This is a genomic window from Variovorax sp. GW821-FHT10D07 (genome assembly GCF_059415325.1).
Map to the genome: position 1 here is coordinate 471,579 of NZ_JBWKMZ010000001.1, position 16,634 is coordinate 488,212.

Consider the following 16,634-nt stretch of genomic DNA (forward strand, 5'->3'; position numbering starts at 1 on the left):
ACCGTATCGGCGGGCCCGCGCCACGGCAACTTCGGAATGCGCATGTGCAAGCGCGCCGCCGGTGCGCGGCGCGGATCGATCCGCGCCTTCGTCGCGCAGCGAGATTGCTTGTGCGAAAACTTTCCTTTCCCGCCATGGCGCGGCCTTCGAAGATCGGCCGCAGCAAAAAACCGGCAACCGAAAAGAGAAAGTCATGCACACACGCAGTGTTCTTCGCGCCCTCGGCGCACTCGTCCTCGCCTCGACCGCGCTCTGGGCGCAGACCGCGGCCCTCGCGCAATCGCCGACCCTGCGCGTGGGCGTGCGCGGCGGCGTCGACGAGGAGATCTGGGAAGTGGTCACCAAGGTCGCCAGGCGCAACGGCCTCGAGGTCAAACCCGTGGTCATCACCGGCTCGGCCAGCCCCAACGAGGCGCTCAACAACGGCGACCTCGAGGCCAACTCGTTCCAGCACATCCCCTTCCTCAACGACCAGGTCAAGCAGCGCGGCTACAAGCTGGTCAGCGTGGGCAACACCTACATCTCGCCGATCGCCTTCTATTCGAAGAAGCACAAGGCCTTCAAGGACCTGCCCGACGGCGCCAAGCTCGGCATCCCCGACGACCCGAGCAACCAGACGCGCGCGCTGGTGGTGCTGCGCGACCAGGGCGTGCTCACCTTGCGCGAGGGCTTCGATCCCTTCAAGGGCACCGCCACGCTGGCCGACATCACCGGCTACAGGAAGAAGGTGCAGCTGGTGGAGGCCGCCTCGGTGGTGCTCGCGCGCTCGCTCGAGGACGTGGACGCCTCGGCCATCGTCAACACCTTCGCCTACCAGGCCGGCCTGATCGCGACGCGCGACGGCCTCGCGGTCGAGAAGAAGGAAAACAACCCCTACGTCAACATCATCGTGGTGCGCGAGAAGGACAAGAACGCGGCCTGGGTCAAGCCGCTGGTCCAGGCCTACCAGTCGGAGGAAGTGCGCCAGTTCATCCAGACGCGGTACCAGGGTTCGGTACTGCCCGTCTTCTGAGCGCCGCGACGACGCCGGCGGCGCCGGCCCACATCGTCTTCGAGCAGATCTCCAAGACTTACTCGGGCGCGGCCGGCACGGTGGCGGCGCTCGAGGCGGTCTCGTTCGCCGTCGAGCGCGGCGAGGTCTTCGGCATCATCGGCCGCAGCGGCGCGGGCAAGTCCACGCTGCTGCGCACCATCAATGCGCTCGAGGCCGCGAGCGGCGGCACGGTGCGCGTCGACGGCGTGGACGTGGGCGGCCTCGACGAGGACGGCCTGGTCGCGCTGCGCCGGCGCATCGGCATGATCTTCCAGCACTTCAACCTGCTGTCGGCCAAGACCGTGCGCGACAACGTCGCGCTGCCGCTCAAGGTGGCGGGCGTGGAACCGCGGCGCATCCGCGAGCGCGTGGACGAGCTGCTCGAGCTCGTGGGCCTGGCCGAAAAGGCCGATGCCTGGCCGGCGCAGCTCTCGGGCGGGCAGAAGCAGCGCGTGGGCATCGCGCGCGCGCTGGTGCACCGGCCGCAGATCCTGCTGTGCGACGAGGCGACCTCGGCGCTCGATCCCGAGACCACGCAATCGATCCTCGCGCTGCTGCGCGACATCAACCGGCGCTTCGGCCTCACGGTGGTGCTGATCACGCACGACATGGCGGTGATCCGCGAGGTCTGCGACCGCGTGCTGGTGCTCGACCGCGGCCGCCTCGTCGAGCTGGGCGAGGTGTGGCGCGTGTTCGGCAAGCCGCGGGCCGAGGCCACGCGCGCGCTGCTGCAGCCGCTGCTGCACGACCTGCCGCCCGACCTGGCCGCGGCGCTGGTGCCGGGGCTCGAAGGCCTCGAAGGCATCCCGGGCCGGCCGGCCCTGCGGGTGCTGAGCCTGGGCTTCGACGGCGCCGCGCGGCCGCGGGGCCTGCCCTTCGAGGCACTGGCCGCGCTCGGCCCGGGCGCGACCTGGCTGCACGGCGGGCTCGACCGCATCCGCGGCCATGCGCAGGGCCGGCTGCTGGTGGCCGTGCCGGTGGGCGCGGACCCTTCTTTCGACATCGAAGCCGCGCGCCAGGCGCTCGCGGCCGACCGCATCGAGGTCCTGGGCTATGTCCACGCCGCAGATTGACAAGTACGTCCAGGCCTTCTTCCAGACGCTGCTGATGGTGGGCATCTCGGCCTTCATCGCGATCGCGCTGGGGCTGGTGCTCGCGGTGGTGCTCACGGTGACGGCGCCGCGCAACCTCTATCCGCGGCCGCGCTTCCACAGGGCGCTGTCGATCGCGGTGAACGTCTGCCGCGCGATCCCGTTCATCATCCTGCTGATCGCGCTGCTGCCGGTCACGCGCTTCCTGGTCGGCACCACGCTCGGCACCTGGGCCGCGGTGGTGCCGCTGGCGGCCAACCTGATCCCGTTCTATGCGCGCATCGCGCAGGTCAGCCTCAACGACGTCGACGCGGGCCTGGTCGAGGCCGCGCGCGCCATGGGCTGCCGGCGCTGGCACATCGTGCGCCACGTGCTGCTGCCCGAGGCGCTGCCCGGGATCATCGGCGGCATGACGGTCAGCGTGATCGCGATGGTCAATGCCTCGGCCATGGCGGGCGCGGTGGGCGCCGGCGGCCTCGGCGACCTGGCGATTCGCTACGGCTACGAGCGCTACGAGACGCGCGTGATGTTCGAGGTGATCGTGATCCTGATCGCGCTGGTGTCGGCGATCCAGTTCGTCGGCGAGTGGCTGGCGCGGCGCGTCGACCATCGGCGCTGAACGCGCGGCGCATATCCATGCGCCGGAATGTTCTAAGCGAACGGGGTCCGGCTCGGCATCATGCGTGCAGCCGCCGCGGCAGGCGTCGCCGTTCTCCGATCCCGCGTTCCGGCCCGCCCCCGCTTTCCGCTTCCTCTTCTCCACCGCAGGCCGCCATCCCGTGTCCTCTTCTTCCGCTCCCCAGGGCACGCCATCGGCGGCCGATCCCTTCGCCGAGGACTTCGGCATCTTCACCGAGCCGGTGCTCGCGCTCGCGAACACCCTGGCCGCCAGCGCCGGCGAGCGCGACCGCGCGGGCGGCACGGCACTGGCCGAACGCGCGCTGCTGCGCCGCAGCGGCCTGCTCACGCTCGCGATCCCCGCGGCCCATGGCGGCCAGCAGGCGGCCTGGCCGCTGATCTTCCGCATCCTGCGCCGGCTCGCGCAGGCCGACAGCTCGCTCGCGCACCTGTTCGGCTTCCAGCACCTGCAGGTGGCGAGCGTGCTGCTGTTCGGCTCCGAGGCGCAGCAGGCGCGCTTCCTCGGCGAGGCGGTGGAGAAGCGCTGGTTCTGGGGCAATGCCGTGAATGCGCGCGACACCCGGCTGCAGGCGGCGCGCACCGACGACGGCATCGAGATCGACGGCGTGAAGGGCTTCTGCTCGGGCGCCCCGGACTCCGACGTGCTCAACGTCTCGGTGGTGCTCGGCCCCGAGCCGACCGACCGGCTGTTCGCCGTGGTGCCGACCTCGCGCGCGGGCATCACGGTGCTCGGCGACTGGGACAACATGGGCCAGCGCCAGACCGACAGCGGCAACGTCGAGTTCCGGCGCGTGCGCATCGCGCACGACGAGATCCTCGGCCCGCCCGGCGTGGCCTCGAGCCCGCGCGCCACGCTGCGCAACCTGATCGGCCAGATCGTGCTGACCGAGATCTACCTCGGCAATGCCTTCGGCGCGCTGCGCGTCGCCATCGAGCACCTGCGCGCCCACACCCAGCCCTGGCCCATGGCCGGCGTGGAGCGCGCCGAGGACGACCGGTTGCTGCAACTGCGCGCGGGCGAGATGTGGTCGGCGCTGCAGGCCGCCATGGCGCTGTCGAACCAGGCCAACGAGCGCTTCCAGCAGGCCTGGGAGCAGGGCTTCGCGCTCACGGCCGACAGCCGTGGGGCGCTCGCGATCGACGTGGCCGCCGCGCGCACGCAGGCCGCGCGCACGGCGCTGCACGTCACCTCGCAGATCTTCGAGCTGGTGGGCGCGCGCGGCACCGCCTCGAAGCACAACCTCGACCGCTACTGGCGCAACGTGCGCGTGCACACGCTGCACGACCCGCTCGACTACCGGCACCAGGGCATCGGCGCCTGGCTGCTGGCGGGGGACGTGCCCAATCCCTACGGCTATGGCTGAAGCCGGGCGGCGGACCGCCCGCCGCGTTCAGCTCTTGCCGACGCGATAGAAGGTCGGCGGCGGCGTGCCGTTGACCGCGAAGGCGCCGACCTGGCGCTCGCGGTAGACGCGCGGGTTGTGCGAGGAGATGGTGCGCGCGTTGCGCCAGTAGCGGTCCAGCCCGTGGGTGCGCAGCGTGGCCGAGGCGCCGAGCGCGTCGAACAGCTCGGTGCTCGCGTCGAGCACCAGCCGCGTGACGACCGAGACCGCCTGGTCCACCTCGACGTGCGAGGCGGCCGCGGCGGCGGCGCGCGCCTCGTCGGGCAGCGAAGCATCGAGGTGCGCATCGTGCGCGCGCTGCAGCGCGCCGGCCGCCTGCAGCACGATCGCGCTCGCGCCATAGGCCGCGCTGCGGCCGCGGCCCACCACCTGCAGGATCTGCGGATCGTCGGACACGCGCGTGGCATTGCCGTGGCTGTAGCTGCGGTCGCGCGCGCGCACGCGCTGCGCGAGGTCGTCGCTCGAGGCGCGCGCGATGCCGGCCAGCGAGGCCAGGTGCACGGTCTGGAAGTAGGGCGAGGCGTAGGGAAAGCGCAGCTTGCTCGGGTTGACCCACAGCGGATCGATCGCCACGTCCTCGAAGGTGGCGGTGCCGCTCGCGGTGAGCGCCTGGCCGAAGCCGTCCCAGTCGTCCAGCACCTGCACGCCCGCGGCCTGGCGCGGCACCGAGATCATCGTGGGCTGGCCTTCGTCGTCGTCGGCCACGGCGTTGATCCAGTCGGCGAACAGCGAACCGGTGGTGTAGAACTTGCGCCCGTCGAGACGCAGCCCGCGCGGCGTGGCGCGCAGCCGGGTCGAGAAGGCGCCGACCTTGGCGTCGCCGGTCTCCGAGAAGCCCGAGCCCACGAGCTCGCCCGCGGCGAGCCGCTCGAGCCAGTGCGTGCGCCACGGCGACTCGGGCGCGAGCAGCACGTCCTCGGAGAAGCCGAAGTGCGCGCGCAGGGCGTTGACCACGTTGGTGTCGGCCGCGCCGAGCTCGGTCAACAGCGCGAACAGCTCGACCAGGCTGGCGTCGGCGCCGCCGCGTTCGACCGGCAGGCGCAGCCGCGCGAAGCCGGCCTCGCGCAGCCAGCCGATCTCCTCGTGCGGCAGCTGGTGCGCGAGGTCGCGCGCCACCGCGCCCTCGCGGATGCGCGCGAACACGGCGCGGAACGGCCGCGCGAGTTCGTCGTAGCGCGCGCTGGGCGGTGCGCCCCAGGGATGGTCGATGGCGGAGGTGGGGAGCGTCATGCGGGGGAAGAGAGAAGAGGGGGAGGGGGAAGGCCGGCGCGATTCTGGGACGCGCATCGGCCGTGCGGAACGAACGATTGCGCACATCCATATGCGGCCCATATGCGGCTTCTGCCATGGCCGCCGCGCATGCCTGCCATGCGCGCGGCGCACCCCGTACGGCGCATAGACGAAGTTCGCAGAAGCACATGCGAAAGTCGAGGTTCACGCGCCGCGCACGGCGCGCAGAATGGCCGCAGCCCTAGTCTGCACACGCGCAGCCCGCCGGCCGCGCCATCCATCCCATGCCCCAAACCCCCCTCAAGATCGTCGCCCTGTCCGGCGGCCTGCAACGCCCCTCGCGCACCCTGGTGCTGGTCGAGGAGCTGATCGAAGGCATCGCCCAGGCGATCCCCGTCGAGAGCCGCGTGATCGAGATCGGCAATCTGGTGCCGCAGTTCGGCGCGGTGCTCTACCGCCCGCAATTGCCGGCTGCGGTCGAGGAAGCCCTCGTGGCCCTCGAGTCGGCCGACCTGGTGATCGCCGCCAGCCCCGTGTTCCGCGGCGCCTACAGCGGCCTGTTCAAGCACTTCCTCGACTTCGTGCACCACGATGCGCTGATCGACAAGCCGGTGCTGCTGGCCGCGACCGGCGGCAGCGAGCGCCATGCGCTGGTGATCGATCACCAACTGCGGCCGCTGTTCAGCTTCTTCCAGTCGCACACGCTGCCGATCGGCGTCTACGCCACCGACCGCGATTTCGAGAACTACCAGGTGCGCAGCGAACTGCTGCGCGCGCGCATCGCGCTGGCGGTCTCGCGCGCGCTGCCGGTGCTGCGGCAGCTGCAGCCGCAGGCCGAGCGCGCCGCCGCGCCGCGGCCGCAGCTGCACGCGGTGGCCTGAAGCCGGGCCGCGCCCGGTCGAGGGTCAATGCACCTTCGGAAAGCCGTGGCGCTCGGCCAGCAGCGCGAGGATGCGGCGCGTGTCGGTCACGAAGCGCAAGGCGCCGAGCGACTGCGCGTCGGCCGGTGCCGGCGACTCGTCGCCGAACACCAGCACCGGCAGGCTCTGGTGCGCCTCGTCGAGCACCGCCACCACGGCCGCGCGCGGGCGCGGGAACGGCAGCCGGTGCACCTCGAGGCGCGCGGCCTGTTCGGGCGCCGAGGCCAGCAGCCCCTCGATGGGCAGGCCGTCGGGGCAGACGAAGGCGTCGCCCGGGTGCTTGTCGTCGGTGAAGCCTGCCTCGAGCAGGAAGAGTCGGTCGCGGCTCATGCGAGGAATCCTTTGGAAGTCGGTGAAATGAAGAACTCAACGATGGAGCGAAGCCGCTCGCGGGCGAACGAAGAAAAGCACATGTGCATATCCGCATCGTGCGCTTGCGTTGCGGTGGGGGAGGCACGGCGATGAGCGAATCCACCGAATTCCTCTGGTACGTCCCCAACCAGGTCGTGGCCGGCCATCGCGGCGATGCCGCCGTCGAGGGCCACAACAGCCTCGACACGCTGACCCGCCATGCCCTGGCGCTCGAGGCGCACGGCTGGAAGGGCGCGCTGCTCGGCGCCGGCTGGGGCCGGCCCGACACCTTCACGGTGGCGACCGCGCTCGCGGCGCGCACCGCCCGCTTCGAGCCGCTGATCGCGATCCGCCCCGGCTACTGGCGGCCCGCGCAGTTCGCCGCGGCAGCGGCCACGCTCGACCACCTGAGCGGCGGCCGCGTGCGCATCAACATCGTTTCGGGCAAGGACCAGCTCGCGGCCTATGGCGACAGCGAGGGCGACCCCGAACAGCGCTATGCGCGCACGCGCGAGTTCATCCACCTGGTGCGCCGGCTCTGGACCGAGGAGGGCGTGACGTACCGTGGCGAGCACTTCGGCGTGGAGAACGCCACCGTGCAGCCGCGCATCGAGGTGCGCGGCACGCGGCGCCATCCGACGATCTATTTCGGCGGCGCCTCCGAGGCGGCCGAGCGCGTGTCGGCGACCGAGGCCGACGTGCAGCTGTTCTGGGGCGAGCCGCGCGACGGTATCGAGGAACGCATCGAGCGGCTGAAGGCGTTGAGCCGTAGCCTCGACCGCGACCTCCCGCCGCTGCGCTTCGGCCTGCGGGTCACGACGCTGGTGCGCGACACCACCGAGGAGGCCTGGGCCGACGCCGAGGCCAAGGTGGCGCAGATGGCGCGCGGCGCTGCCCCCGGCGAGCCCGACCGCGCGCAGGCCGTGGGCCAGCGCCGGCTGCTGCAGCTGCACGAGCGCGGCGAGGTGCTCGACGACAACCTCTACACCACGCCCGGCAAGTACGGCGGCGGCGGTGCCGCCACCACCTGGCTGGTGGGCTCGGCGCAGGACGTCGCGCGCTCGCTGCGCAAGTACCAGGCGCTGGGCATCACGCACTTCGTGCTGTCCGACACGCCCTATCTCGACGAGATCCGCCGGCAGGGCGAGCAACTGCTGCCGCTGCTGCGCGATGCCGCCGCATAAACAACCCTTCTTCATCGCCATGACCTCTGCTTCTTCCCACGGCCTTGGCCCGCGTTTCGGCATCTGGGCGCTGGTGCACGGCAGCCGCGCCGCGCTGCAGGATCCCGACGAACCCTACGACGCCTCCTGGCGGCGCAACCGCGCGCTGGTGCTCGAGGCCGAGCGGCTCGGTTTCGACTCGGTGCTGGTGGCGCAGCACACGGTCAATCCGCACGATGGCGAGAGCGCGCAGCTCGAGGCCTGGACGGCGGCCGCGGCGCTGGCCGCGCTGACTTCGCGCATCGAGATCATCGCCGCCATCAAGCCCTACCTCTATCACCCGGCGGTGCTCGCGAAGATGGCGCTGGGCATCGAGGAGATCAGCGGCGGGCGCTTCGCGATCAACCTCGTCAATGCCTGGAACCGGCCCGAGCTCGAGCGCGCCGGCATTCCCTTCGCCGAGCACGATGCGCGCTACGCCTATGGCCGCGAATGGATCGAGGTGGTGGAGTCGCTGCTGCGCGGCGAGCGCACGCGCTTCGCGGGCGAGCACTTCAAGCTCGACGACTACCGGCTGAGCCCGGCGGGCCTGCACCGCGCGCGGCCGCGCATCTACGTGGGCGGCGAATCGGAGCCGGCGCGCGCGCTGGTGGCCGAGCGCGGCGACACCTGGTTCATCAACGGCCAGCCGCTGGCCGACGTGCAGGCGCTGATCGCCGACCTGCGGCGCCGCGAGCGACCGGCCGGCTGGGCGCCGCTGCAGTTCGGGCTTTCGGCCTTCGTGGTCGCGCGCGAGACCGACGAGGAGGCGCGCGCCGAGCATGCGCGCCTGCTCGCGCTCGCGGCGCTCGACGCGCCGCTGCGCGCGGCCAACAAGCCCAACATCGATCCCAAGGCCGTGATGTTCCAGACCGCGCAGAAGTCGCCGCGCGTGGGCTCGAACGGCGGCACCGCGGCCGAGCTCGTGGGCAGCTACGACAGCGTGGCGCGCCGCATCGAGGCCTTCCACGCGGCCGGCATCGAGCTGTTCATGCTGCAGTTCCAGCCCTTCGAAGCGGAGATGCGCCGCTTCGCCGATCATGTGCTGCCGCGCGTGGCCGGCGCGGCCGCGCGATCGTTCGCGGATGCCGCCCTGGCCTGAGAGCGTCCATTTCGAGAAAGAGAAGCGTCCCATGTCCATCGCATCTTCCGCCGCCATGGCCGGCCGTCACTCGGACCGGCGCCGCGCGCTGCTGCTGGGCCTGGCCGCGGCCGCCGTCGCGCCCGCTGCCGTGGGCGCCGCCGATCCCGCGCTCGCCGCGCTGCAGTCGGCCATCGACGGCCCGCAGCGCAGCGCGGCCAATCGCGCGCGCGATGGTGCGCGGCATCCGCTCGAGACGCTGTCCTTCTTCGGCCTGCGGCCCGAGTGGTCGGTGGTCGAGATCGCGCCGGGCGGCGGCTGGTACACCGAGATCCTCGCGCCCTACCTGAAAGCCCGCGGCCGCCTCTACGCGGCCCATGCGCCGGCCGACGGCACGCCCGAGCAGCAGCGTGCCCGCGCGGCCTTCGCGAGGAAGCTCGCGGACGACCCCGCCCACTACGGCCGCGTGGTGCTCGGCACTTTGCCGACCGACCGCTTCACCGACATCCACCCGCCCGGTGGCGCCGACGCGGTGCTGACCTTCCGCAACATCCACAACTGGATCGCCGACGGCCATTTCGACGAGACCTTGCGCGCCTTCTTCGACGTGCTCAGGCCCGGTGGCGTGCTCGGCGTGGAGGAGCACCGCGCGCTGCCCGGCACATCGCTCGCACGGACCATCGACAGCGGCTACGTGGCGCAGGACTTCGTGATCGCGCGCGCCCGCGCGGCCGGCTTCGTGTTCGACGGCGAGAGCGAGATCAACGCCAATCCGCGCGACACGCGCGACCATGCGAACGGGGTCTGGGCATTGCCGCCGACCCTGCGCGGAGGCGACGTGGAGCGCGCGAAGTACCTTGCCATTGGCGAATCGGACCGCATGACGCTGCGCTTCGTGAAGCCGCGGCGCGCGGCGGCGCGCACATAGGAAAAGCGCATAAGCAAGCGCGCGCAGCGCATTCGACAAGCGGCGGGCCGCGGTGCAGCATCGCGGCCTCTACCGACTTGCCTCGAGGTGTGCTCTTGTCCTCCGGATCCGACTTCTCCCTGCGTCGCCGACAGGTCGCGCCCACGCTGCTGGCGCTGGCCGCTGCGCTTTCGCTGCCCGCCAGATCCTGGGCGCAGAACGCCTTGCCCAAGGAGGTGAGGATCGGCTTCCAGAAGGGCTCGGCCGTGCTGGTGCTGGCACGCAAGCAGCAGGTGGTGGAGAAGCGCCTCAAGGCGCTGGGCGTGGGCAGCGTCAAGTGGGTCGAGTTCCAGTTCGGCCCGCCGATGCTCGAGGCGCTGGGCGCGGGCGTCATCGACCTGGGCTCGGTCGGCGACACGCCGCCGGTGTTCGCGCAGGCCGGCGGCTCCGACCTCGTCTATGCGGCCGCCACGCCCTCGGCGCAGCATGCGGTGCTAGTGCCGAAGAACTCGCCGATCCGTACGCTGGCGGACCTGAAGGGCAAGAAGGTCGCGTTCGGCAAGGGCTCGAGCGCGCAGAACGTGACGATCAAGGCGCTGGCCACCGCGGGCCTGGGCTTCCAGGACATCCAGCCCACCTACCTGTCGCCGGCCGATGCCACCGCCGCCTTCAACGGCGGCAACATCGACGCCTGGGTGGTCTGGGATCCCTACTACGCGATCGCCGAGGAACGCTATGGCGCGCGCGTCGTCGCCGAAACCACCGACAAGCGGCTCACCAGCGCTTCGTACTACATGGCCGGCCGCGACTTCGCCACGCGCCATCCCTCGGTGCTGGCGGCCGTGCTCGACGAACTGCGCCTGCTCACCGTCTGGTCGGGCCAGCACCGCGAGGAACTCGCCGCCATCGCGGCCGAGGCCACGGGCATCGACGTCAAGCCCTGGTCGGCCGCCTTCGCGCGCGCGGAGTTCTCGTTCGGGCCCGTGACCGAGGCGCACATCGCGCAACAGCAGCAACTGGCCGATGCCTTCCAGGCACTGGGGATCATTCCGCGGCGGATCAATGTGCGGGATATCGTGTGGCGGGCGCCTGGGGTGTTTTGACGGGCTTGCGGATTCGCAGGGACTCGCCGCACGCCTGACGTGCGTACCATGTCGTTCCCGATGTGCATCGCGAGCGCTCGTCGTGACACATGGAGGTGCGGATGGAAGCAGGCTGGTTGGCTGGCGCGCTTTGGGACCCGATCGCATTGGCTGTGCTCGCGGCCATCCTGCTGGTTTCGACTGCGATGCTGTACTCGCGCAGCGATGCGCCGCCTGTGTCGATCGCGCGCTTGGTCCTGGGCTACGTCGTCGTGGTGCTCGTGTGCTGTGGATTCGCGGCGGCGAGCAGCTACACCCCCGCCGATGAGGCGTGGGCCCGATGGGGCATTCCACCGGAAAGATACTGGAGCGCGTTGCTGGCGGAGTTCTCGACCCTCTGGGTTCTGCTGAGCTACGGTGTTCTGGTCGGCATGGCGCTCATCGGCGTGCCCGTGCTGTTCGCGATGGCCCGTCGGCGTTGGGGAACCGTTCCGGGGCTGATGGCGATCTCGGTTCCGATCTCGCTGCTCTTTCTTGTCGCATTGACGGCCCTGTCCCGGCGGCTTGCCCTCGACGCGGCGTTGACTATCCTGGCCATGCACCTCGTGCTGTCACTTGGATTCGGGGTCGCGGCCGGACTTCCCTGGCGGCGGAAGACGCCTCCATCGCGGATGAGCGATTCCTGATCTGGCCCGTGGCCGTTGTGGGTGCCGGTGACTTCCTCACGCATGTCACCGGCGCAGGGCACGGCACCCGACGTACCGCATTGCGGTACCGCGTGGGTTTCATTCCGAGGGAAGGCGCGGCGGGGCATAGATTGGCCGTCTGCTGCCGACGACATCGACGCCCCTCACCCGCCACAGCCCATGGAAGCGCTACCGATCCTCATCTTCATCGTTGGCCCGCCTCTGGCGACCTTCCTGGTGAGCGTGATCTATTTTCGAGCGGCGGAGCACTACTCGCCCGGTACGCGGCTGTTGGTTTCGCTGCACGGCGTGGCGCTCACGTGCTGGTTCATCCTGACAATCTGCATGAACGCCCTGGGGTTCACTGGTGCGAAGTTCCAGTTTGCTTTCTACGCGGCGCTGTTCATGCCGTCAGCCTTGGCGCTGTATTCGATCTTCAGGTTCGAGGCCGGTGCCATTCACCTGCTGCAGATCGTCAACGTCGTGTGCGCGCTTGCCATGATCGTCTTGGCTCCGTTGATCGTCGGGGGCCTGTGAACAGGTCGTTGCGACTCGCGGCTCGCCGTCGTCCTCGGTCGGCTTGACGCGCGCGTCAGATGCAGGTCGAGGCGATCGCTGCGGCTCAGCGGTCAGCCTCCCCGGCCCCTTCGGCAATCTTGTAAAGCAGCCGCAGAAACGTCTCCCGATCCTCCGCGCCGAGGCCGGCGCACACCTCTTCGTCGATCGAGCGCAAGACCTCCCTACCCGGTTCGAGCAGGGCCTCGGCATGGGCGGTCAGCATGACGAGGCTGCTGCGCCAGTTGTCGGGCGAAGGCTCCCGCCGTATCAACCCATCGCGCTCCATGCGCGCCAGCAACTGCGCCATGGTCGGCTGCTCGACGCCGGCGATCACGGCCAGTTCCTTCTGCGTGAGCTTCGCGCCGTCCTTCAAGGCGACGAGCACGGGCAACTGCGCTGTCTTGATGCCGAGCGGCGACAGCCGCAGCTCGACCAGGCGATGGATCATCCTCGCGACGCGACTGAGCGCCAGCGTCGGCATGGCCCGCGGTTGCCACGCTTCAGCCATCGATGGCACCTCTTGACATAGCATCCTATCTCTTTAACATAGGAGGCTATGTTATCAACGAAATCGATCCCATGAAAGCGCCACGCATTGCCATCGTCGGTGCCGGCCCGGGCGGGCTTTGCGCAGCGAACCTCCTGCATCGCGCGGGGTGGCCGGTCACGGTCTTCGAGGGGGATGCGGCGTTCGATGCACGCGACCAGGGCGGCACGCTCGATCTTCATCCCGACGGCGGGCAACTGGCCTTGGCCAAGGCCGGCCTGCTCGAGGATTTCCTCGCGGTGGCGCGCCATGAGGACCAGGGGCAACGGGTGCTCGACCACGCGACCGGCGCGGTGCTGCGCGAGGAGATCCCCGAGGAGGGCACTGGAGACCGGCCCGAGATCGATCGCGTACTGCTGCGCCAATTGCTGTTGCGGTCGCTGGGCGAGGGCGTGGTGCGATGGGGCGAATCCGTCGATGCGGTGCTGAGCGATGGCAGCGGCGCCCATTTCCTGCGGCTGCGCGACGAGGTCGTGGGTCCCTTCGACCTCGTGATCGGTGCCGATGGCGCATGGTCGCGGGTGCGCGCGGCGCTCGCCGAGCAGCAGCCCACCTACACGGGCGTCACCTTCGTGGAGCTGTGGTTCTCCCAGGTGGACGAGCGGCATGCGGCGCTGAGCGAGCGGGTCGGACGTGGATCGGTGTTTTCGCTGCACGACGGCGCGGGCCTCTTCGCGCAGCGCAATGGCGGTGGTGCGATCCGCGTCTATGCCGCCTTCCGCAGCCGTGAGTCGGACACCGATCGTCCGGACAAGGCACTGGCCGGCATCACCCTGGCCGAGCTGCGCACCCGCTTCGAAGGATGGTCGCCTGCCTTGCTCGACCTCATCGACAAGGCCGACCGGATCGCCGCCATCCGTCCGATCGTCGCGCTGCCGGTCGACTTCCGCTGGACGCACAAGCCCGGGCTCACGCTGCTCGGCGATGCGGCGCACGTGATGGCGCCGATGGGCGAGGGCGTGAACCTCGCGATGCTGGACGCCGCGGAACTGGCCGAGTCGCTGATCGGTGCCTCCGATTGGCGCCAGGCCATCGAAGCGTACGAACTCGCCATGCTGGAGCGAAGCAACAGGATCGCGAGCGAAACCAGCGAGGCCTTCGCGCAATGGTTCTCCGCCGAAGGCGCGAACAGCCTGTTGGCGCACATGGACCAAAGGCGCGCGGGGGAGTGAGAGAACCTCCGCACGCAAGCGCCTCAGGTGCGCAGCGCCGTCACCTCGATCTCGATCTTCATGCGCGGATCGGCCAGCCCCGCCGAGATCATCATCGCCGCGGGGCGCACCTCGCCGAAGTACTTGCGCAGCACCGGCCAGCAGGCTTCGAACTCGGCGCCGTCGGGCAGCACATAGGTCACGCGTACCACATCGCGCAGGCTGGCGCCGGCCTCCTGCAGCGCCGCCTCGATGTTCTTCAGGCATTGCTCGGCCTGTTCGACCACGTCGTCCGAGATGGTCATGGTGGAGTAGTCGAAGCCCGTGGTGCCCGAGACGAACACCCAGTCGCCCGCGACGACGGCGCGCGAGTAGCCGATCTGCTGTTCGAAGGTGGAGCCGGAGCTGATGAGCTTTCTGGTCATGGGTGCGATCCTTTGCGAAATTCGTTGGGGGTGGCCGGGGACGGGGCTCGACTCTACTGTCGGGAGGCGGCCCGACCCTCGCCATGTCGGAGAACGCCCCGGTACGCGGCCGGCGCCGAAGCTTTGTCCGTCGTCGGGCGCGGCAACGGCGCGCTTTCCGCAGGCCCGCCACGCCGGTGTCCGACAAGCCCGATGTGCCCCAAACTGTAAATTCCTGTGTCAGCGAACCGGATTCTTCGGTTATTTTCCCTGCCGACCCGGCGGGGCCCGGTCGCGACAACGAGGAGCAAACGCGTGAGGCATTGGTGGCTGGCGGCGGGTCTTTCAGTGGCGGGCAGCCTGGCATGGGCGCAGCCCGCGTGGTTCACCGTGGTCGGCGATCCGCTCGACAAGGCGGCCGACACGGTGCAGGTCGACCCCAACCGCATCGCGGCAACGCCGCCCGCGGAAGGCGAGGCCGCGCCCGAGAAGCCGCTGATCGAGATGAACGTGCGCGTGAACCGCTCGGGCCCGCGCTTCAACTGGGACCGCGTCCCCTATCGCTCGTACGAATCGCGCGTGGTCTTCGACTGCCATGCGAAGAGCGCGACCTATGTGCAGGCGCGTTTCTATGCCGAGCCGCTGTGGCGCGGCGAGCCGCACCAGATCGCCGACTACAGCGCGGCGCCCAAGCCGATGCGCTTTCTCGACATGACGCCGAATCCGACGGCGCGGATCGTGCGGGCGGCTTGCCGGATGCGGGCGAGCTGAGCCCAAGAAAAAGGCGGCCGATGGGCCGCCTGCGCGAGGGTGAGGGGCCAGGCTTACTTCGCCGTAGGCATCACGAACTCCGCCCCCTTCGGCGTGCTCTCGGGCCAGCGCTGCATGATCGACTTCTGCTTCGTATAGAAGCGCACGCCTTCCTCGCCATACGCGTGCATGTCGCCGAACAGCGAGCGCTTCCAGCCGCCGAAGCCGTGCCAGGCCATCGGCACCGGGATCGGCACGTTGATGCCGACCATGCCGACCTGGATGCGGCGGCCGAATTCGCGCGCCACGTTGCCGTCGCGGGTGAAGCAGCTCACGCCGTTGCCGAATTCGTGGGCGTTGACGAGGTCGACGGCGTCCTTGAAGTTGGCGACGCGCACGCACGACAGCACCGGGCCGAAGATCTCTTCCTTGTAGATGCGCATCTCGGGCGTGACGTGGTCGAACAGGGTGCCGCCCATCCAGAAGCCGTCGTCGCAGCCCTTGCCGGCCTTGGCGCCGTCGAACTGGCGGCCATCGACCAGCAGCTTCGCGCCTTCCTTCTCGCCCTGGGCGATGTAGCCGGTGATGCGCTCGTGCGCGGCGCGCGTGACGATCGGGCCCATCTCGGCCTCGAGGTTCTCGCCGTCGAGCACCTTCAGCGTCTTGGTGCGCTCGATCAGCTTCGGCATGATCTTCTCGGCCGCGTCGCCCACCAGCACCGCCACGCTGATCGCCATGCAGCGTTCGCCGGCCGAGCCGTAGCCCGCGCCGATCAGCGCGTCGACGGCCTGGTCGATGTCGGCGTCGGGCATGACCACCATGTGGTTCTTCGCGCCGCCCAGGGCCTGCACGCGCTTGCCGTGGCGTGCGCCGGTCTCGTAGATGTAGTTGGCGATCGGGGTCGAGCCCACGAAGCTCACGGCCTTGACGTCGGGATGCTCGAGCAGCGCGTCGACCGCGGCCTTGTCGCCCTGCACCACGTTGAACACGCCGTCGGGCAGGCCGGCCTGCTTGAGCAGCTCGGCGATGCGCAGCGAGGGGCTCGGGTCGGTCGGGCTGGGCTTGAGGATGAAGGTGTTGCCCGCGGCGATCGCCACCGGGAACATCCACATCGGCACCATCACCGGGAAGTTGAAGGGCGTGATGCCCGCGACCACGCCCAGCGGCTGGCGCAGGGTCCAGTTGTCGATGCCGGTCGAGACCTGGTCGGTGAAGTCGCCCTTGAGCAGTTGCGGAATGCCGCAGGCGAACTCGACGATGTCGATGCCGCGGCTGACTTCGCCCTGCGCGTCGGTGAACACCTTGCCGTGCTCGGCCGTGATCAGGTGGGCCAGTTCGTCCTTGTGTTCGTTGAGCAGCTGCAGGAACTTGAACATCACGCGTGCGCGGCGGATCGGCGGCGTGTCGGCCCAGGCCGGGAAGGCGGCCTGCGCGGCGGCCACGGCGGCGGCGACCTGGCTGGCGTCGGCCAGGCCGGCGCGGCCGGTGACGGCGCCGGTGGCGGGGTTGGTCACGTCCTGCGTGCGGCCCGAGGTGTTGGCGACGGCCTGGCCGGCGATGTAATGGTCGATGGACTGGATGGGCATGGTGCGTGTCTCT

General features: G+C 70.1%; 18 protein-coding genes. 13 read left to right on the top strand and 5 right to left on the bottom strand.

The features are described from left to right. Positions 1–193 precede the first annotated feature (193 nt). The 4 genes from AC07PU_RS02195 (at position 194) to AC07PU_RS02210 (ending at position 4,127) form a co-directional block, all read left to right on the top strand. Positions 194–1,012, top strand: a complete 819-nt coding sequence (locus AC07PU_RS02195; protein ID WP_495314861.1) for a MetQ/NlpA family ABC transporter substrate-binding protein — start codon at positions 194–196, stop codon at positions 1,010–1,012. After that, complete coding sequence (locus AC07PU_RS02200) at positions 1,009–2,106, top strand: methionine ABC transporter ATP-binding protein (protein ID WP_495315795.1); 1,098 nt, start codon at positions 1,009–1,011, stop codon at positions 2,104–2,106. Before AC07PU_RS02195 ends, AC07PU_RS02200 begins: the two co-directional genes overlap by 4 nt. Further along, entirely contained in the window at positions 2,087–2,743 is a 657-nt protein-coding gene (locus AC07PU_RS02205) for a methionine ABC transporter permease (RefSeq protein WP_296727092.1), read from the top strand. The genes AC07PU_RS02200 and AC07PU_RS02205 overlap by 20 nt, the downstream gene beginning before the upstream one ends. Positions 2,744–2,903: 160 nt before the next feature. Then, entirely contained in the window at positions 2,904–4,127 is a 1,224-nt protein-coding gene (locus AC07PU_RS02210) for an acyl-CoA dehydrogenase family protein (RefSeq protein ID WP_495314864.1), read from the top strand. Positions 4,128–4,154: 27 nt separating this feature from the next. On the opposite strand, the gene AC07PU_RS02215 is transcribed toward AC07PU_RS02210, so the two are convergent. Then, positions 4,155–5,396, bottom strand: a complete 1,242-nt coding sequence (locus tag AC07PU_RS02215) for an acyl-CoA dehydrogenase family protein (protein WP_495314866.1) — start codon at positions 5,394–5,396, stop codon at positions 4,155–4,157. Positions 5,397–5,680: 284 nt separating this feature from the next. Here AC07PU_RS02215 and msuE point away from each other — a divergent pair, with 284 nt between their 5' ends. Continuing rightward, positions 5,681–6,277 (top strand): FMN reductase, encoded by a 597-nt coding sequence (gene msuE, locus AC07PU_RS02220; protein WP_093352586.1) that lies wholly within the window; start codon positions 5,681–5,683, stop codon positions 6,275–6,277. Between the two features lie 24 nt (positions 6,278–6,301). Here the strand turns inward: msuE and AC07PU_RS02225 are convergent, their stop codons facing one another. After that, on the bottom strand, positions 6,302–6,646 hold the full coding sequence (locus tag AC07PU_RS02225; RefSeq protein WP_203206987.1) for a DUF3088 domain-containing protein: 345 nt from the start codon (positions 6,644–6,646) through the stop codon (positions 6,302–6,304). A gap of 131 nt (positions 6,647–6,777) precedes the next feature. Here AC07PU_RS02225 and AC07PU_RS02230 point away from each other — a divergent pair, with 131 nt between their 5' ends. The 6 genes from AC07PU_RS02230 to AC07PU_RS02255 all read left to right on the top strand — a co-directional run bounded on the left by AC07PU_RS02230 (position 6,778) and on the right by AC07PU_RS02255 (position 12,162). Continuing rightward, complete coding sequence (locus AC07PU_RS02230; protein WP_495314869.1) at positions 6,778–7,851, top strand: LLM class flavin-dependent oxidoreductase; 1,074 nt, start codon at positions 6,778–6,780, stop codon at positions 7,849–7,851. Between the two features lie 19 nt (positions 7,852–7,870). Further along, positions 7,871–8,971, top strand: coding sequence for an LLM class flavin-dependent oxidoreductase (locus tag AC07PU_RS02235; RefSeq protein WP_495314871.1), 1,101 nt, complete (start codon positions 7,871–7,873; stop codon positions 8,969–8,971). Between the two features lie 31 nt (positions 8,972–9,002). Continuing rightward, positions 9,003–9,878, top strand: a complete 876-nt coding sequence (locus AC07PU_RS02240) for a class I SAM-dependent methyltransferase (protein ID WP_495314872.1) — start codon at positions 9,003–9,005, stop codon at positions 9,876–9,878. Positions 9,879–9,973: 95 nt separating this feature from the next. Continuing rightward, a complete protein-coding gene (locus AC07PU_RS02245) occupies positions 9,974–10,960 on the top strand; it encodes an aliphatic sulfonate ABC transporter substrate-binding protein (RefSeq protein WP_495314874.1) in 987 nt (328 codons plus the stop codon). 101 nt (positions 10,961–11,061) lie between these two features. Beyond that, on the top strand, positions 11,062–11,625 hold the full coding sequence (locus AC07PU_RS02250) for a hypothetical protein (RefSeq protein ID WP_495314876.1): 564 nt from the start codon (positions 11,062–11,064) through the stop codon (positions 11,623–11,625). Positions 11,626–11,805: 180 nt separating this feature from the next. Continuing rightward, a complete protein-coding gene (locus tag AC07PU_RS02255; RefSeq protein WP_495314878.1) occupies positions 11,806–12,162 on the top strand; it encodes a hypothetical protein in 357 nt (118 codons plus the stop codon). 85 nt (positions 12,163–12,247) lie between these two features. Here AC07PU_RS02255 and AC07PU_RS02260 read toward each other — a convergent pair whose 3' ends face one another. After that, positions 12,248–12,691, bottom strand: coding sequence for a MarR family winged helix-turn-helix transcriptional regulator (locus AC07PU_RS02260; protein WP_495314880.1), 444 nt, complete (start codon positions 12,689–12,691; stop codon positions 12,248–12,250). A gap of 71 nt (positions 12,692–12,762) precedes the next feature. Here AC07PU_RS02260 and AC07PU_RS02265 point away from each other — a divergent pair, with 71 nt between their 5' ends. After that, positions 12,763–13,902, top strand: a complete 1,140-nt coding sequence (locus AC07PU_RS02265; RefSeq protein ID WP_495314882.1) for an FAD-dependent oxidoreductase — start codon at positions 12,763–12,765, stop codon at positions 13,900–13,902. 23 nt (positions 13,903–13,925) lie between these two features. Here AC07PU_RS02265 and AC07PU_RS02270 read toward each other — a convergent pair whose 3' ends face one another. After that, positions 13,926–14,306, bottom strand: coding sequence for a RidA family protein (locus tag AC07PU_RS02270; RefSeq protein WP_495314884.1), 381 nt, complete (start codon positions 14,304–14,306; stop codon positions 13,926–13,928). A 294-nt stretch (positions 14,307–14,600) separates the two neighbouring features. Here AC07PU_RS02270 and AC07PU_RS02275 point away from each other — a divergent pair, with 294 nt between their 5' ends. Continuing rightward, the gene (locus tag AC07PU_RS02275; RefSeq protein WP_495314886.1) at positions 14,601–15,056 is read left to right on the top strand and encodes a surface-adhesin E family protein; all 456 of its coding nucleotides are present in this window, start codon (positions 14,601–14,603) and stop codon (positions 15,054–15,056) included. 53 nt (positions 15,057–15,109) lie between these two features. Here the strand turns inward: AC07PU_RS02275 and AC07PU_RS02280 are convergent, their stop codons facing one another. Next, the gene (locus tag AC07PU_RS02280; protein ID WP_495314888.1) at positions 15,110–16,621 is read right to left on the bottom strand and encodes a CoA-acylating methylmalonate-semialdehyde dehydrogenase; all 1,512 of its coding nucleotides are present in this window, start codon (positions 16,619–16,621) and stop codon (positions 15,110–15,112) included. Between the last annotated feature and the right edge of the window lie 13 nt (positions 16,622–16,634).

Bases quoted from the DNA above. Each gene is read 5' to 3' on its own strand.
- AC07PU_RS02250 (WP_495314876.1), top strand. From the start codon at position 11,062: ATGGAAGCAGGCTGGTTGGCTGGCGCGCTTTGGGACCCGATCGCATTG.
- AC07PU_RS02195 (WP_495314861.1), top strand. From the start codon at position 194: ATGCACACACGCAGTGTTCTTCGCGCCCTCGGCGCACTCGTCCTCGCC.
- AC07PU_RS02230 (WP_495314869.1), top strand. From the start codon at position 6,778: ATGAGCGAATCCACCGAATTCCTCTGGTACGTCCCCAACCAGGTCGTG.
- AC07PU_RS02255 (WP_495314878.1), top strand. From the start codon at position 11,806: ATGGAAGCGCTACCGATCCTCATCTTCATCGTTGGCCCGCCTCTGGCG.
- AC07PU_RS02265 (WP_495314882.1), top strand. From the start codon at position 12,763: ATGAAAGCGCCACGCATTGCCATCGTCGGTGCCGGCCCGGGCGGGCTT.
- AC07PU_RS02240 (WP_495314872.1), top strand. From the start codon at position 9,003: ATGTCCATCGCATCTTCCGCCGCCATGGCCGGCCGTCACTCGGACCGG.
- AC07PU_RS02280 (WP_495314888.1), bottom strand. From the start codon at position 16,621: ATGCCCATCCAGTCCATCGACCATTACATCGCCGGCCAGGCCGTCGCC.
- AC07PU_RS02270 (WP_495314884.1), bottom strand. From the start codon at position 14,306: ATGACCAGAAAGCTCATCAGCTCCGGCTCCACCTTCGAACAGCAGATC.
- AC07PU_RS02225 (WP_203206987.1), bottom strand. From the start codon at position 6,646: ATGAGCCGCGACCGACTCTTCCTGCTCGAGGCAGGCTTCACCGACGAC.
- AC07PU_RS02215 (WP_495314866.1), bottom strand. From the start codon at position 5,396: ATGACGCTCCCCACCTCCGCCATCGACCATCCCTGGGGCGCACCGCCC.
- AC07PU_RS02235 (WP_495314871.1), top strand. From the start codon at position 7,871: ATGACCTCTGCTTCTTCCCACGGCCTTGGCCCGCGTTTCGGCATCTGG.
- msuE (WP_093352586.1), top strand. From the start codon at position 5,681: ATGCCCCAAACCCCCCTCAAGATCGTCGCCCTGTCCGGCGGCCTGCAA.
- AC07PU_RS02260 (WP_495314880.1), bottom strand. From the start codon at position 12,691: ATGGCTGAAGCGTGGCAACCGCGGGCCATGCCGACGCTGGCGCTCAGT.
- AC07PU_RS02205 (WP_296727092.1), top strand. From the start codon at position 2,087: ATGTCCACGCCGCAGATTGACAAGTACGTCCAGGCCTTCTTCCAGACG.